The following is a 16,267-nucleotide window of genomic DNA, read 5'->3' on the forward strand; positions in this document are numbered from 1 at the left end:
GGGAATGTCAGAAGGCCATTCCAGGTCGGGAGGCCAATTGTCGCTAAACCACTGACAGATCCGCATGGCGGTGTTGAGAGTGCAGCCAGCCCCCCCCGCGATCCTCAGAAAGAACTTCCCGTCGTTCGCCGTGTAAGCACCGACCGTGGAAAGCTTTAACCCCTTATGGCGGCCGAACTCCCTCGCAAGCTGCAGTAGCTGGTCTGTGGACATCGCCTAAACTCCTGTTTGGCATTTGCCCAACTGTATGTTAGGGATATGCCAAATTGCAAGATCATTTTTTGTAGGGCATTTTCCCAACTGCAGTCGCAGGAGCACCAATGGATTTTCGTCAACTGGTCGAAGACCGTCTCGCCGAGCTTGGTGAGAACGTGAACAGCTTCGAGGCGAAGAATGGATGGCGGCAGGGGTTTCTCCGCACTATCGTCCGTAAAGACGAAAAGCGAACCGTACCCAACATTGAGAGGGCCAAGGAAATCTGCGAAGCGATGGGCCTGGAGTTCTACATCGGGCCCCCTAGGCCGATGCAAAAGGCGTCCGACTTCTCTGAAGATGCGGTCGCACGGATCGACCCCTCGGTGGACGGCAGTCCCGAAGCGCTCCGCATGGGCTTCTTGCCGATACCTTTCCATCAACAGGACAAAGGACATCGCGGCGTGGGTCCGATTGCACTGGCGAGGTCTTGGTTGATCGAACAAGGGCTGCGGCCCGACGATACTTACCTGGTATCGACGCCGAACGATGATATGGCCCCAACTCTGGGTTCTGGCGATCTTTTGCTTGTCGATGCCTCCAAAGAGTTGTCGCCAGATGCTGAGCTGTCAGTATTCCGTTTCAATAGCGCAATAGGAGTAGGTTGGGCGTTAGCGCCTTCAAAGAATAGTGCGGTTGTTTTTTTTGAAGGCCGATATACGCTACCGGTTGTCGCAAAAGGACCTCAATTTTCGGATTTCCAGTATATCGGTCAAGTCGTTGCGCGCTTTGATGATCTGCCGCGACCTTGGATCAGCAACCACGAAAGGCTTGATCTATTGAACAGAGCGAAGGCTCTTATAAATAAGGTGTGATTATATGCGGACATGTGAAATGAGAAACCGTTTCGTTGGAGTAGGGATTTTAATTCTTTCAGCCACTAATGCGGCGGCCGAGAGCTCATCTGTTTGCGCTGCAGAGGGCGTCATTGCATCTACAGTTATGGGCCATCGCCAGCTTGGTGGTTGGGGCATCGATGAGATGATGGAACGACTGGGATCCGAGCCTGGCCTGCGCGAGATGATCCTAGACGCCTACGCCCAGCCCCGAATGCAGACCCCGCAAACCCGCCAGATGATGATCGACGAGTTCGCGAACAAGTGGTCCGTGGCCTGCTATCGCGACGGATCGGTGCTGAAGAGAACTGACTAGATCATCTTTCCTTCATCGTTCCTCTTTTTGAGGGCGGTAACGTGGCCCCACTTGAGGGCTATAGTCAATTCGTCAAGAAGCAGACTCGCTTTGACTCTCTGACCAAGGCCTTCGATAGTCCACCTCACGTCACTAGGGATGCACATGCAGAACGATCGCCAGCAAGAGATCCCTCTGGAGCAGCTTGATCTAGACCTACAGAATCCCAGGTTTGGTTTGCTTGCAGCGGAGGATCAGAACGAGGCCTTACGCATTCTTTACGAAAGCGCTGACTTGAAAGAACTTTGGCGCTCCATTGCCCAAGTTGGCTTCGAGCGCTTCGAGCCATTGATTGCTATCCCTGGAGCGTCAGAAGGTCGTTTCATCGTTATTGAGGGTAACCGACGGCTCGCCGCCTGCAAAACGTTAATCAATCCTAGTGAGCTAGGACGTTCGGCTATGAGAGCCTTGCCGGAACTAGGTCCCTCCCAAAGAGCCTCTATAGACACTCTTCCAGTAGTGGTAGTTCGTGACCGCGCAGAAGCTGACGCCTTCATTGGTTTCAAGCATGTCAACGGTCCTGCGACTTGGTCGTCGATCGCCAAGGCCCGCTTCGGCGTTCGTCTCTTGGAGGCGGAAATTTCCGCAGTATCTCGAAAGGAGAAAATGCAGGATCTCTCCGACAAACTCGGAGATGGCCCGTCAGTGCTGCTTCGTACCTTTGTAGGCTATAAGGTCTATCAACAGGCTATTGCCGAAGGTATTGCTGATGCGCCTGTGGAAGGCGACAAGCCGATCGAATTTTCACACCTCTATACTATGCTGAACCATCCGCCCACACGGAGTTTCCTAGGCTTTTCGCCTGGCCCCCTATCTGCTGACGATGTTCGCGACAATCCCGTGCCGCCAGATGCAGTGCCGAGACTGAAAGAACTTTGGGATTGGCTGTTCGGCGAGAAATCGGTGATTGCGAGGCAAGGAACTGATCGGCCAAGACTGCAAAAAGTGATTGCAACAGAGAACGGTCTCGCGGCGCTAAGAGAAACAAAGGACTTAGATTACGCATACAAAGCGGCTGGGCTTGACGCGGGCGACTGGAAACAGCGGCTTTCTGCAGCACTACACAATTCCCGCTTGCTGGATGAGGGCGTGTTCGAAGTTGTAGAGCATCTCGAGAAAGGTGAGATCGAGGACGCAAGAAAGCAGATCGAAAAGGCACGGCGATATCTATTCTCGGCGTTGCAAAAGCTCGATGTGGGAGCAGACATCGAGTGATTTGGTTCGAGCTTAGGCCCATCGACAGACCATACCCGGCCCATGTCATGTTAGCATGGGCAGAAATTGCGGCACTTGGCATTGAGGCGGTGAAAGTTTCTGATCTTAAACTTGACCGAGACGCGCTGCTAGGGACAGCAACAGAAGACGAACGGTTCTCCGAACTGCACGAACTTTTAGAGGAGCCGCAGATAGCTTTTGAACGACTGAAGGAACTGTTCGAAGATGAAATAAAAGGGGCTGCGATTTCAGCTTTAGATCATGGGTTTGAGTACCCATTCGTTATCGGCCAGAATACTGGGCTGCTTTTACTTCTGACACCTGACATCGATCAAAACATCGAAGCACTTGCATACCTTGCGATGCAATTTCAGCAACTTCTTCGGCATGAACTCGTCGATGTTTGGAAGGAAACGCCTAACGGAGTAAAAGATGGTAGGTCCAGCTTTTATAAGCATTTCGATAGTGTTTTCGAGGTTGTCTCAGCGATCTCTGTTGCCCAATACCATAACTCGATCCCCTTTTTGATCGGTGATGCGCGTTCAGCCAAGGAAGGGCTACTTCCAGCCATCGACCGGATAGGAGGTTTACTACCTAAAATCCGCAGCAAGCGGTATGAGGACCTCAACGATAAACAAAAGAACGCCAACGATGGCGGTGTCGATGCTCTCGTCATTGATCTTTACGACACCCCTCCTGCAGCGCGCATCGTTGGTGCAACTCGGCAAATGGCAAACCTTGACACTAAGATGATGTCAGGAGATCGAATTATGAGATTTCGCAATTTTTTGATCGACGGGACGGCAGTCACTTGGGCTGGCGTTTTCGCGCACTGCGAACCAAGAGGCGACGCGGCTGAGAACAACTGTCACGAGGCAAATTGCCAATATTTTTGGAGAGAACGCTTGTTGGACCACCTTGACGCGTCACCAATAGGCTCAAGAGCCGAAGCCCGGCAGTTTCTACGGGCGAAGTCTGCCGCTGCGGAGAAGCTTCGCGAGCTTTGCGATTTTAGATACGAAGGGGGCTATGGTCCGGTCTTACTTGTGGTAGGCTCAAATTCCGATCGCGTTTGACGCTACCAAAAACTCTCTTTCGTTCCTGCTTGTGCCAAGGCTATACGGAACCTCAAGCTGATATAAATCTGAGTTTTCGTACAGATCAGCGACTAAATCGCTCCTGTCATAGGTCAAAAGCCAATGCTTGACGTCTCCTGAGTGAAGGCGACTTGCCAATGCACGGTGATCAGCCTCTTCCATAGAATTGAAGTATAGTCGGGAACCCGCTGCAACGTAGGGCGGGTCAATGAAATAGAAAGTACTGTTAACCGAATAGTGTTTAACGGACCACTCCAAAAATTCCAATGCATTTCGGTGGGTTATCTCGATTCGGCTGGAGTTTTTTCCTAGCCAGTCGATTCTTTTTAACATCGTGTCCTTGTAGAACCGTGCATCCAGACGCCATTTGCCATCTTGATTGTACCCTCCAATCGGGCCGGAGCCTACAATGATCCCAGCCCTGCTGGTGCGATTTATGAAAAAGGTCGCGAAGCCGAGTTCGAAGCTATACTCGCTGCTGGCTCTCTCAACGGTCTCACGGCAGGCATTCCAAGTCGCAAGATCCGGTTCTATAGTGGAAAGTCTCTCTTGAAAGCGTTCGTTCTCACGGAGCATCGCTCGCCAGGCTGAGTAGACTCGAATGTCAAGGTCATTTAAGATCAAGCTCTCTACCAGGCCATCCTTCAGAAGCCTCAGAGCTGACCCGGCCCCGCCCGCAAACGGCTCCGCAAAGACAGTCATCGGCACTCCGATTTCTGCCATGTGTTGTGCAAGGAACGGGGCCAAAAACCCCTTACCGCCTGGATAGCGGAAAGGAGAAACCGCAGATATCGTCCGCGGCCTCTTGTATGCATCTCGACCTATGCCGCTCACGATCATTCTCCATCGTCGCAGGAGGTCGATAGCACGGCGAGAAGCCCTTACCAAGGTCTGGCTAGGCACGTTTTCGGCGTTCTCACTTTGGAGTTACGGAGGTGCCGGTCCGCCAGGCCGAAGTCCAATGGGCGACAGTTAAGCACAGTTGAACGGTTTATAGAATAGCGCAAGGTTGGTCGGGGCAGATGCGATCGTGTGTTCTAAGAGAAACGGTCCGGCGGCAATATTGGTACCGCAGATCGAACACGCTAGAAAAAATCGCTTCCCAGAAAATTTCCGAGCTTATGCGATGCGAATTTCGTCAACAGACTGATTTTTATGAGAAAATGCCGTTCTGGGAAGTGCCGACCTAACTGGGAAGCCAACTTCCCAGTTCCGCAAGCTCACAGGGGCTCCTGATCGGTCCATTCTGATACGGTACAACGGTCATTTAACGTGTATTGAACAGGGCTTAGCCGGATAGGGCCGCCGACAGCCCCGGAGCGCCAGGTTCGGGCCGAAAAGGCGCATAATGGGGCATATGGGCAGCTCTGCAATGTCAATGCACTCGTCGATGACCGCGCTTGGCCCACACTCTGGAAAGCCTTGTTTTACTGGCCGATCCGGGCACTTCCCGGGTCACATAGGCTGTTCCGTCATCACTGTAAGAATGAGTGTCAATCAACAGTGGCGCGGTGGATCACCCTCTACAATCACCAGCGGCCTAACGCCGCCCATGGCGGACAGCCGCCCGCCGTGGTCTACTTCAACCAGATCAAAACCGTCCAGCAGGGGCAGAGAATAGCTTAAATCATCCCGGAAACTGTCCAGGCGATGGGGAGTAGCGCAACGTTTGCCGCACCGCAGCAAGCAGTGAATTGCGCGAGACATACGCACCGGCGAATGTTCGATTTCTGTTCCATCTCGGCGAACGGAACTCCGGTCGAAGTGTTTCGGTTGGCCTACCGGAAAATCCATTACTCACAGTGGGTTGCAAAAAATTCACCAAACGCGAGCAGTCATCAGGTCCGGAGAATATTCGGCTGAGAGAACGAATTTTGGGCCGTCAGCCGACAACGCGGTGCTCAGCCTGACCCACAAACCCCTTTGAAAACAAAAGAAATTCCGGCCGCGGCCCGAAAAAGAGAACGCTTTCGCAAGAGCAAGTGGCGGAGGGGATGGGACCGGAGTCCAACGTTCTCTCGTATAAGCCATTGATCTAGAACCAGACTGCTCAACCAGCCAAGAGACCTCATTGTTTGAACGGCATACCCCCAACACGCAGTTCCTTTTGTCACCGACCTTTGGCGTTCCATTACATTCTCGGAACGGAGAGTTGCAGACGTGCCACTTGCTCGTAGGCCAGCGAATATAGGTTGATCATCTCATCGTTCCGTTTTCCAAGCCGTGAAGCACGCAGCACGTTGGAAATCAATGCATCCTGATCTTAGATCGCCAAGCCTCCGACTCCCATATCCGCTCCGCTGTCCTAAACGGCTTCGCCGCGCTCAAAATACCTATCACAAGGCCTATCGGATAAGTGCGCCGGTGGACAGGAGTGGTCCGGCTTCATGAACCTTGCGCAACAACGGGCATCGGGACGGTCCAATATTCTACGAGGAAATCAAGAAGTATCTCAGTATTTTTGGCTGCAAGGCTTTGCGCGTTTGGCTCAAGGTCACGCGTCTTTACTTGGTGGCGGAGGAACAAGCACACTGCCTTCCATCAAGCGCCGCGATGTCCGGAATACCGTGGCGCGCTCGACCTGCCATCCGGTATCGTCTTTCAGAACCTGAGCCTTCACCGGCATCACACCTGAGGAATGGCCGATCCTGACCAGATCTCCTAGCTCGGAGCCAGCGGTGTCGGCAACACAGCTGCCAGCGATGCCCGCGGCGACGCCCGTGCACATGGCGCCCGTGAGTGTCACCGCGCGATGCGCCTGGCCCATGGAAATCATCCGCACGGCGATGTCGAAGTCGTCTGCGGCGATCTCCTCCCCGGCGGTGCTTACATAGGCCCGCGGTGCCGCGACCATCGCGATCTTGGGGCTGCCGGCAAGGGTACGCGCCGCGTTGGTGTCGGGCGCCAGCCCCACTCTCACGCTGGCAACGCAACGGATGGCCTCTAGTCGTGCCATGACGTCGCCGCGCGCCTCGATGTCGTCCGGTGTCTCGTAGCCGGTCAGGCCCATCGTTTCGGCGTGAACGAAGACCACCGCATTTGTGGCATCCACCAACGACGCCGTCACGGGGCCGTCCAGGATCGGATCGTCGAGGGTGTCGAGCACAGTGCCGGTCGGCAGGAGCCGACCGGTTCCGGCGCCTCCGGGATCGAGAAAATCGAGCTGGATCGGAGCCCCTGATCCGGCGACGCCGGGATTCACGAAGTCGCCCTCGACCAGCGGCAGGCCATCCTGCACCTGGAACCGGCTCTCGATGATCTTGGATGTGTTGGTGTTGTGGATCCTGATGACCGTTTCGCCATCGTCCGTCGAAACAAGGCCCTCTTCGACGCAAAAGGGACCGATGGCCGAGGACATGTTCCCGCAATTCGCACTGTAGTCCGGAACGTCGCCGGTCACGGGGATCTGGATAAAGGTGTAGTCCACGTCAGCATCCGGCCGGGTCGGTGGTCCAATCACGCAGATCTTCGACAGCGACGAGACACCGCCGCCCAGGCCGTCGAGCTGGCGGCGCCCGGAATCCGGGCTGCCGATGGCGCGCAGGAAGATCCGGTGCCGTTCGGCCTCATCCTCGGGCAGATCGCGGGCGTGGAGGATGATCGCCTTGCTGGTGCCGCCGCGCATGAAGACGGCCGGGATGCGCAACTGGCGGACGGTGTGCCTGGTCATGGTCATGCGTGCCCCATCGCGTTGCGGAGCACGTAATGCAGGCTGCCGCCGTTTCGGTAATAGTCGAGTTCCACCGCCGTATCGAGCCTGCAGACAAGATCGGTCTCGGTGACGCTGCCGTCGGCCCGCGTGATCCGGCAGGGCAGAAGGCGTCGCGGCTCCAGTCCTTCTGCGATCCCGCCGATGTCGAATGTCTCGGATCCGTCGAGACCAAGCGTCTGCCATGTGACACCATCGGTGAACTGGAGCGGCATCACGCCGAACCCGATCAGATTCGAGCGGTGAATCCGTTCGAAGCCTTCCGCGATGATCGCGCGCACGCCGAGCAGGGTCGTCCCTTTGGCGGCCCAGTCCCGCGACGAGCCGACGCCGTAGTCCTTGCCCGCGACAACCACGAGCGGCACGCCCTTTTCCCTCTGGCGTTCGGCGGCGACATGGATCGGCACGATCTCTTCGCTGTCGGGATCGCGCGTCCAGCCGCCTTCGCGCCCGTCGGCCATTTCGTTGCGGATGCGGATATTGGCAAAGGCGCCTCGGATCATCACCTCGTGGTTGACCCGGCGCGCCGCGAAGGAATTGAAGTCCTTCGGTTCGATGCCAAGCTCTTGCAGGTATTGGCCGGCGGCCGAACTGGCGGTGATCGTCCCCACTGGCGAGATGTGATCGGTGGTGATGCTGTCGCCCAGCAGCGCCAGAACGCGCGCGCCCTCGATGTCCTGCATGTCCGTGAGGGTCGGGCCGATGTTCCGGAAAAAGGGCGGCTCCTTCATGTAGAAGCTGTCCTCGTTCCATTCGAATGTGCCGCTGGCGGGCGCCTTGACAGCTTTCCACCGCGCCTCGCCTGCGAAGACGTCGCCGTAACGCTCCCGGAAGGTCTCGGGGTCCAGCGCCCTGTCCACCGCCTCTGCCAATTCTTCGGCGGTTGGCCAGATATCCCTGAGGTAGACGTCCTGCCCGTCGCGACCGGTGCCCAGCGGGACGCGCGTGAGGTCCGTGCGCAGGCTGCCCGCGAGCGCATAGGCCACCACGAGGGGCGGGGAGCAGATGTAGTTCGACCGCACGTGCGGGTGGATGCGACCCTCGAAATTGCGATTGCCTGACAGCACCGCGCTGGCGGCGACACCATGATTTTCAATGGCCTCGGCAATGGCCGGATCGAGGGGACCGGAATTACCCATGCAGGTCATGCAGCCGAACCCGACGAGGTGAAACCCCAGTTCATCCAGCGGGTCCTGCAGGCCCATCTTCGCGAGGTAATCGGCCACGACCCGCGAGCCGGGCGCAAGCGACGTCTTGACCCAGGGCTTGACCGAAAGGCCGCGCGCGACCGCGTTGCGCGCCAGCATTCCGGCGGCGAGCATCACGGACGGGTTGGACGTGTTGGTGCAGCTGGTGATGCTGGCGATCACCACGTCGCCGTGATCCAGCGTCCAATCCTGCCCTGTGACCGGGGCGGCGCCGTGGGGCAAGGCGTCATAGCCCTTGGCAAGATCTGCGAAGCTTGCCGCCGCGTCGGCCAGAAGAACCCGGTCCTGCGGTCGCCGCGGCCCTGCAATGCTGGGTTCGATGCCCCCGAGATCGACCTTCACCGTTTCCGCATAGTCCGGCTGGACCTCGTCGGGATCGTGCCACAGACCTTGCGTGCGGCAATAGGTTTCCACCAGCTCCAGATGCTCGCCGCCGCGGGCGGTGGCATCGAGATATCTCAGCGTTTCCTCGTCGATCGGGAAGAAGCCCATGGTCGCGCCGTACTCGGGCGCCATGTTGGCGAGCGTGGCGCGGTCGGAAAGCGACAGGGACCGCAGGCCGTCTCCGTAGAATTCGACGAAGCTGCCGACGACGCCATGCGCGCGCAGCCGTTCGGTGATCGTCAGGACGAGGTCGGTGGCGGTCGTGCCGGTCGGCAGGCGTCCCGTCAGGTGACAGCCGACGACTCGGGGCACCATCATGGTGACGGGCTGGCCCAGCAGGGCGGTGCCGCCCTCCACGCCGCCGACGCCCCAGCCCAGCACGCCAATGCCGTTGATCATCGGGGTATGGCTGTCCGTGCCCAGAAGCGTCTCGGGATGGGCGATGACCGTGTTGCCGTCGGTTGTCGTCCAGACCCCGCGGGACAGGTATTCCAGGTTGACCTGGTGGCAGATGCCGGTGCCCGGCGGTACCACGCGAAAGTTGTCGAATGCCTCCTGCGCCCAACGCAGGAACAGATAGCGCTCTTCGTTGCGCTCGAATTCGATGTCCAGATTTGCGTCGAAGGCGCCCTTGGAGCCGTAGGCATCGACCATGACCGAATGGTCGACCACCATGTCGGCGGGGATCTGCGGGTTGACCAGCGCCGGGTCCGCGCCGTTGCGCGCGGCGGCCGCCCTCAGCGCGGCGAGATCGGCCATCAGCGGAATACCCGCGGAGTCGTTCATCAGGATGCGTGTCGGGTGAAAGAAGATCTCCATCTCGCGGTCCGGCGCCGCGGCGGCGTCGGCGAACCGCAGAAGATGGTCCTTGCTCACCGCGTTGCCGTCCTCGTGGCGCAGGAGGTTCTCGTACAGGACCTTCAAGGACCGAGGCATGCGGGTGACCGCGCCGGCACCGGCTTCCTCCGCCGCCTTCAGGCTGAAATAGGCAATCGGTTGCCCGCCCACGTCCATCGTCCGGCTCGTGTCGAGACTGTCGAGGCTGCGTCCCATGGTGTCTCCCTTGTCTGACCCTCGGGCCATCGCGTGGTCACTCCGGCAATAGGACCGGCCGATATCCAGCGCCCGTTTCATAGCGTTTGGCGATCCGGTCGGGATCGAGGTAGCGGGCTTCGAGGGCGCGGACGGTGCCGATGCCCGAGAAGTCGTACCAATTCTCGACCGGGTGGCCTTCGAGCGCGGCGATGTGCTCGATCTCGTATTGCGTGCCCCGATTGCGCAGCCCTGCGAGGAAATCGATCTGGGCGCGCACACCGGCCCGGATCGATGCCAGCGGAAAGATCACCAGCGCGTAGCCCATCGCCTGCACGTCTTCTATCGGCAGCTTGGGGGTCGTCCGCGCCCTGGCATAGCCGCCCATGTTGAACATCTTCGGTCCCGGCACCTCGGCGGCGAAGCGTGCGTATTCCTCGGCCGACAGAAGCGCGTCGGGAAAGATCATGTCCGCCCCGGCGGCCGCGTAGAGCCGCCCGCGCCGGATGGCCTCATCCAGCCCGTGGGGTCCCCGCGCGTCGGTTCTGGCGATCACCAGCATCCGCTCTTCCTGCGGTCCGGTGCTGCGCGCGTCGAGAGCGGCCTGGATCTTGCCCACCATGTCCTGGGCCGGAATGACCTCCTTGCCGGCAATGGAACCGCACCGCTTGGGGCTGACCTGGTCCTCGATCTGCATCGCGGATGCGCCGGCGGCGTCGAATTCGCGGACGGTGCGGATTACGTTGATCGCGTTCCCGTAGCCATCGTCAGCGTCGAATATTACCGGCAGCCCGGTCGCCTCGACCAAGAAGCGGGCCATCATGGCGGTTTCGGTCAGGGTCAGCAGGCCGACATCCGGCTTTCCCGTCAGGCTGTTGGCGACACCGGAGCCCGTCATGTAGACGGCGGGAAATCCGGCCTCCTCCACCAGACGCGCGGTCATGCCATTGTCCGCACCCGGTGCCACCACGATCCCCTGCGCGGCGAGCGCCTCCCGCAGTCGTCTGCGGCGCAGGGCAGGGGGCACGGGCGACAGCCATCGGTCAACGTGATCAGACGGCATAGGCCTTGTCCCGGTCGAGCCAGGTCTTGGTGCCGATGATTTCTTCCCGGTCGGAAAAGGAGACCATGTAGTCCTGGTAGGCCTCGGAAGAGCCTTCGCGCTTGATCGCCGCCAGCGTCTGCTCCATCGCGAACAGCGCCGCGCGCTGCAGATCGCTGGGGATGATGACCAGGTTGTAACCCAGTTCGCCCAGCCGGTCCGACGGCATCAGCGGGGTCTTCCCGCCTGCGAACATGTTGACCAGCTTGGGATAGGGCAGCAGCTCCGCGATGCGTTCGATCTGCTCGACACTGGTCGGCGCCTCGACAAAGATGACGTCCGCTCCGGCCTCCATGTAGGCATGCGCGCGGTCGATGGTGGCGTCGAAGCCTTCGACGGCAAGCCCGTCCGTGCGCGCGATCAGAACCAGGTCGGTATCGGTAGCGGCATCCTTAACCGCGCGGATTTTCTGGGTCATTTCGCGGGTTGGGACAATCGACTTGTCGTCGTAATGTCCGCAGCGTTTCGGGAACTGCTGGTCCTCGAGATGAAAGCCCGCAACGCCTGCGCGTTCGAACGCCCGCACCATGTGCTGTGCGTTGAGGGCGTTGCCATAGCCGGTGTCTGCATCGGCAATCACCGGTATATCGACCGCATCGACCATGGTGGCCAGCCGCTCGGTAATCTCGGACATGCTCATCAGGCCGAGGTCGGGAATGCCGGTACTGCGCGAGATCGCGCCGCCGCTGGCATAGACCGCAGGAAAGCCCGCGCGCTCGATCATCCGGGCCGAGATGCCGTCATAGCCACCCGGCGCCACCACCGGGCCACCTTCGGCCATCAACTGGCGCAACCGTGTTGATGCTTTCATTGTGGGTCTCCCTTCGTTCTTCATGTTCGTGCCTGCAGTCCGCCCGGGACGAGATCGGTCGGTACGGTCCCTTCGTCCTCGTCGCACGCCCAGTCGGGTTCGAAGACGGTGAGCGCCGCGCCGATGTGCCGGCGCATCAGCATTTCCGCCAGTTCGCCGTCGCGATCCTCGAGCGCCCCGAAGATGCGCCAGTGTTCCTGCAGGGCGCGGCGCGCGCGCCCGGGCTTGGACTTGTGCTGGTTCCGGTAGAGCTTGAGAAGCTGGTAAAGGTCGTCGCACAGCAGCGACACGATCATCTCGTTCTTCGACCCACGTGCGATCCGGTCGTGGAAATCCCAGTCCCGGCGGTTCTGGCTGTAGTCGTCGCTGTCGCGCACGTAGGCCTCGTGCGCCTCGAGCATCTGCCGCAGCTCGGCAAGCTCCGTGTCGGTCATGTTCTGCGCCGCCAGACGGCAGGCCATGCCTTCGAGCGACTCGCGGACCTGGTAGATTCCCCGCAGTTTCGGGCCGGTCAGTCGCACGACCCGCACCCCCCGCTGAGAGATTCTCTCGACCAGGCGGCGTTCTTCAAGGCGGCGCATCGCCTCGCGCAGCGGGCCGCGGCTCATACCGAAACGCTCGGCCAGCTCGACCTCGAGCATGCGCATGCCAGGAGGCAATTCGCCACTGATGATGGAACTGGCAAGCGCCTCATAGGCCTGGTCAGCGAGCGTTCCGGTTTTGGCCAGGGCGGGGTCAACGATCGACATGAGCCTCACAATGTCAACATTTCACACGCTTCAAGCCTAGCGCCCCGGAAAAAGATTCGTCAATACCGTTGTTACGCCTATGTAAAATAATGGAAAATTGACTGTTGACATTTCTGCCTCGGTCGGTCGAACATCAATAATGTTGACATTAATACGCGAAAGCGGGTCAATACAGCAGAGGAGGAGAATTCGATGACCAACAGGAATCTGGACGTGTCACGCCGCGCGGGCATGGCGCTCTTGCTGTCGGCGGCCGTGGTTTTGCCATCGCAGGTCGCGGCGCAAGACGATGCCTGGCCCGAGCGCCCCATAACCTTCGTGGTGGGCTTCGGTGTCGGTGGCAGCGCGGACCGAACGGCGCGCGCCTTGGCGCAGTACATGACTGAAGAGATCGGCCAGCCAATCACCGTGGTGAACCGCGAAGGCGCAGGCGGCCAGCTTGCCGCGACCTATGTCCTGGCCCAGCCCGCCGACGGCTATACGCTCCTGGCCACGGCGATCTCGCCCTACCTTGCGAATTCCATCCTGAACACCGGCGCCGATTACACGCTGGACGATTTCGCCTTCATCAACGGGCAGTGGTCGGACAACGACCTGATCGCGGCGAGCACGGAATCCGGGATCGACTCGGTGGCGGGCATGATCAACGCGATCCGGGACAATCCCGGCGAACACAGCGTCAGCGTCGTGACCGGATCGGCCGGCGAGCTGTCCACCTACATCCTCCTGGACACGGCGGGCATTCCCGCCGAGAATCTGAACGTCGTGACCTACGAAAGCGGCGGGGCGGCACGGGCTGCCGCGGCCGGCGGGCAGGTCGACTTCACCATTCTGGGCGCCGAAGGCAGTGACGCGATCCGCGACATGATCACGCCGCTGGCCGTGATCGCCGAAGAGCCGCTCGCGGCCTGGGACGGCGTTCCCGTGGTGAACGATGCCCTGGCAGAGGTCGATCTCGAGATGCCGGTGGTCAGCGGCTCCATTCGCGGCCTCGCGGCGTCGGCGGAGCTCCCCGAGCAGTATCCCGACCGCTGGGAAAAGATCGTCTCGGCCTACGAACGCACGATGCAGGATCCCGAGTTCATCGCGCACCTCGAGGAAAACGAGATCGGCACCGACTGGCTCGGGCCGGAGCGGACGACCAAACGGGTCAAGTCGAACTTCGAGATTCTCAAGCAATACGGCGCCCTCGTACAGTGACGCGATCTTTGGAATGTGGGGCGCTGCCCCGCATTCCGACGCCCAATCCTTGTCAATCGAGGCCCTGAATGACCGTCCAAGACGCGAAACGCAGCATAGACTGGGGGCATCTTGCCCTTCTGGTCGTTCTAGCCGGCATCACTGTCTGGTACCTGCACGACGCATGGTCGGCGTCGTCGCGCGTCAAGAACCTCATCCTCGTGCTGCCGGCGAGCATCCTGGCGCTGCTTCTCGCGGCGGGGATCGCTCTGGGCGTCATCCTGCGCCCCGCGTTGGGCAAGGCAGAGCCCGAAGCCGAGGAAGCGGACACCGCGCCGGTCGGGTATCGCGACAGGTTCTATCCGCTGATCCTGATGGCGATCTTCGCCCTATACATCCTGACGCTATCGGTCACCGGCTTCGATGTCGGGTCCGCGCTTTTCGTGTTCGTCGCCCTGATCGTCGACGGCGAGCGCCGACCGATTTTCCTGTTCCTGTACCCCGTCGTTCTCGCGGCCTTCTGCACGCTGCTGTTTCGCTGGCTTCTGCCCTATCCGATGACAACGCTCTTCCTGTGAGGATACAATGATTGATCTCGGTGCGCTGGGTGATGCGTTCAGCCTTCTGTTCAGCTCTTTTCAACCCTGGATGGTGGTCGTACCCGGCCTGATCATCGGCCTGCTGTTCGGATCCGTACCGGGCCTGCAGACGAGCATGGCGATGGCGGTGTTCCTTCCCGCCACGCTCGGAATGGATTTCCTCTCGGCGCTTCTGTTCCTTACGGCGATCTTCACGGGCGGCATGTTCGGAGGCGGGGTTTCGGCGATCCTGATGAACATTCCCGGCACATCCTCCGCGGTCGCCACGACATTCGACGGCTTCCCGATGGCGCGCAGCGGAAGACCGAGCGAGGCATTGGGCATCGCTTTGGGCGCATCGACCGTCGGAACCGCCTTCGGGTACATGACCCTCCTGCTGCTGATCGAGCCGCTGACCTCCGTCGTGCTGAAACTCGGCCCGACGGAAATGTTCGTCGTCATTCTCTGGGGCCTGACCCTGATCGCGGCGCTGCGCGGGAAGTTCATGGCGCGCAGCATCCTTGCCGGGACGATGGGCCTGCTGATCGGGACGATCGGCATGAGCCCGAACGCCGTCATCCGTGGCACGATGGGGTCTCCGTTTCTCCTCGATGGGGTGCCGGTCATCCCGGCCATGATCGGGATGTTCGCGGCCTCTGAGCTCTTCAGCATCGCCGGCGGTGGCTACCTCGTCGATTCGAAGGACAAGAACAGCATCAGCCTCAAGCGTATCCTGTCGGGGATCGGCGAGGCGCTTCGCATGCCAGTGACACTTTTGCGCGGCAGCGTCTACGGCGTCTTGATCGGTGCGATCCCGGGAGTAGGTTCGTCGGTGGCCAACTTGGTCTCCTATGGTGACGCACATCGCCGCGCTGGCAGCCCGGACAGTTTCGGCAAGGGCGACCCGCGCGGCATCGCCGCTTCAGAATCTGCGAACAGTAGTTCCGAAGGTGGCGGCATGGTCGCGCTTTTCGCGCTCGGCATTCCGGGCGGGGCAGGGACCGCCGTGCTGCTGGCGGCCTTCTCGATGCACAACATCACCGGCGGCCCAAGGTTTCTGAGCGAGCAGACCGACATCGTCTACGCCGTGATCCTGGCCAACATCGTCCAGGCGCTGCTGCTTCTCTTCGTGGGCATTTTCCTGATGCACCTGATGAGTTCGGTGGTGAAGGTGCCGCTCCGGATCCTGATCCCCTCGGTACTCGTCCTGGCGACTTTTGGTGCCTTCGGCCTGACGGGCACGATGGCGGGTCCGATCACGCTGCTGGTCTTCGCGCTATTCGGATGGCTACTGCGAAAATACGAATACTCCGTGGCTGCCGCCGTGATCGGACTGCTCCTCGGGAACATGGCCGAGGGAGAATTGCTGCGATCCTTCCAGATCAGCGGCGGAAACTTCGACTATGTCTGGTCGCGCCCGATCACACTCGGGCTGTTCGTCCTGCTTATCCTATCCCTGTTTCTTCCATGGGTGATGGCGCGCTTACAAAAGAGAGTACGGCGGAGAATCGAACATTCGAGCCATGAATGAATACTCGAGCTGTGAATAACGCATCTTGATGCATGTTGGTGTTTGATCCCAAGGATTGATGGTTTGGTGTAAGAACTGCCAGTGGTCTGCCCCCATCGGGTGGTCCGGTTTGATTGTTAGTGCATCGTTGGCCGCTGGTCCAATGGAACGAAGCTTTCTGGCGCGGGTGGGCGATAGCCTAATGCGCTGTGCGGCCTGACGGTGTTGTAGTGGATGCGCCATTGCTCGA

The 16,267-nt window shown here is 59.8% G+C and carries 14 protein-coding genes; 7 read left to right on the top strand and 7 right to left on the bottom strand.

Annotated features, from left to right (window positions below; genetic code table 11):
- Positions 1-320 precede the first annotated feature (320 nt).
- The 4 genes from DU478_RS17625 (at position 321) to DU478_RS22720 (ending at position 3,734) form a co-directional block, all read left to right on the top strand.
- On the top strand, positions 321-1,067 hold the full coding sequence (locus DU478_RS17625) for a S24/S26 family peptidase (RefSeq protein WP_114512281.1): 747 nt from the start codon (positions 321-323) through the stop codon (positions 1,065-1,067).
- Between the two features lie 169 nt (positions 1,068-1,236).
- A complete protein-coding gene (locus DU478_RS22975; RefSeq protein ID WP_158545808.1) occupies positions 1,237-1,404 on the top strand; it encodes a hypothetical protein in 168 nt (55 codons plus the stop codon).
- 144 nt (positions 1,405-1,548) lie between these two features.
- On the top strand, positions 1,549-2,658 hold the full coding sequence (locus DU478_RS17635) for a ParB N-terminal domain-containing protein (RefSeq protein ID WP_158545809.1): 1,110 nt from the start codon (positions 1,549-1,551) through the stop codon (positions 2,656-2,658).
- A 47-nt stretch (positions 2,659-2,705) separates the two neighbouring features.
- Entirely contained in the window at positions 2,706-3,734 is a 1,029-nt protein-coding gene (locus DU478_RS22720) for a hypothetical protein (RefSeq protein ID WP_147276378.1), read from the top strand.
- Here DU478_RS22720 and DU478_RS17640 read toward each other — a convergent pair.
- The 6 genes from DU478_RS17640 to DU478_RS17665 form a co-directional block, all read right to left on the bottom strand.
- Positions 3,714-4,589 (bottom strand): DNA adenine methylase, encoded by an 876-nt coding sequence (locus DU478_RS17640; protein ID WP_199488369.1) that lies wholly within the window; start codon positions 4,587-4,589, stop codon positions 3,714-3,716. The two genes, DU478_RS22720 and DU478_RS17640, sit on opposite strands and share 21 nt — an antisense overlap.
- A 1,660-nt stretch (positions 4,590-6,249) precedes the next feature.
- Positions 6,250-7,431 carry a 2-methylaconitate cis-trans isomerase PrpF family protein gene (locus tag DU478_RS17645; protein ID WP_114512285.1) on the bottom strand — a complete coding sequence of 394 codons (1,182 nt, stop codon included), beginning with the start codon at positions 7,429-7,431 and terminating at the stop codon, positions 6,250-6,252.
- The gene (gene acnA, locus DU478_RS17650; RefSeq protein ID WP_114512286.1) at positions 7,428-10,109 is read right to left on the bottom strand and encodes an aconitate hydratase AcnA; all 2,682 of its coding nucleotides are present in this window, start codon (positions 10,107-10,109) and stop codon (positions 7,428-7,430) included. The genes DU478_RS17645 and acnA overlap by 4 nt, the downstream gene beginning before the upstream one ends.
- A gap of 37 nt (positions 10,110-10,146) precedes the next feature.
- Positions 10,147-11,151 carry an isocitrate lyase/PEP mutase family protein gene (locus tag DU478_RS17655; RefSeq protein WP_114512287.1) on the bottom strand — a complete coding sequence of 335 codons (1,005 nt, stop codon included), beginning with the start codon at positions 11,149-11,151 and terminating at the stop codon, positions 10,147-10,149.
- Positions 11,141-12,001: an isocitrate lyase/PEP mutase family protein gene (locus DU478_RS17660; RefSeq protein WP_114512288.1), complete on the bottom strand. Its 861-nt coding sequence runs from the start codon at positions 11,999-12,001 to the stop codon at positions 11,141-11,143. The genes DU478_RS17655 and DU478_RS17660 overlap by 11 nt, the downstream gene beginning before the upstream one ends.
- A gap of 20 nt (positions 12,002-12,021) precedes the next feature.
- A complete protein-coding gene (locus DU478_RS17665) occupies positions 12,022-12,750 on the bottom strand; it encodes a GntR family transcriptional regulator (RefSeq protein ID WP_114512289.1) in 729 nt (242 codons plus the stop codon).
- Positions 12,751-12,942: 192 nt separating this feature from the next.
- Here DU478_RS17665 and DU478_RS17670 point away from each other — a divergent pair, with 192 nt between their 5' ends.
- From DU478_RS17670 to DU478_RS17680, 3 genes are all read left to right on the top strand, one after another.
- Positions 12,943-13,950, top strand: coding sequence for a Bug family tripartite tricarboxylate transporter substrate binding protein (locus DU478_RS17670; protein WP_233501393.1), 1,008 nt, complete (start codon positions 12,943-12,945; stop codon positions 13,948-13,950).
- A gap of 68 nt (positions 13,951-14,018) precedes the next feature.
- Positions 14,019-14,507, top strand: a complete 489-nt coding sequence (locus tag DU478_RS17675) for a tripartite tricarboxylate transporter TctB family protein (protein ID WP_114512290.1) — start codon at positions 14,019-14,021, stop codon at positions 14,505-14,507.
- 7 nt (positions 14,508-14,514) lie between these two features.
- Entirely contained in the window at positions 14,515-16,038 is a 1,524-nt protein-coding gene (locus DU478_RS17680; protein WP_114512291.1) for a tripartite tricarboxylate transporter permease, read from the top strand.
- Positions 16,039-16,154: 116 nt separating this feature from the next.
- Here the strand turns inward: DU478_RS17680 and DU478_RS17685 are convergent.
- Positions 16,155-16,267 (bottom strand): integrase core domain-containing protein (locus tag DU478_RS17685; protein WP_147276379.1); only part of this gene is annotated, 113 nt, incomplete at its 5' end.

Source organism: Thalassococcus profundi, from assembly GCF_003344785.1.
Lineage (GTDB): Bacteria > Pseudomonadota > Alphaproteobacteria > Rhodobacterales > Rhodobacteraceae > Puniceibacterium > Puniceibacterium profundi.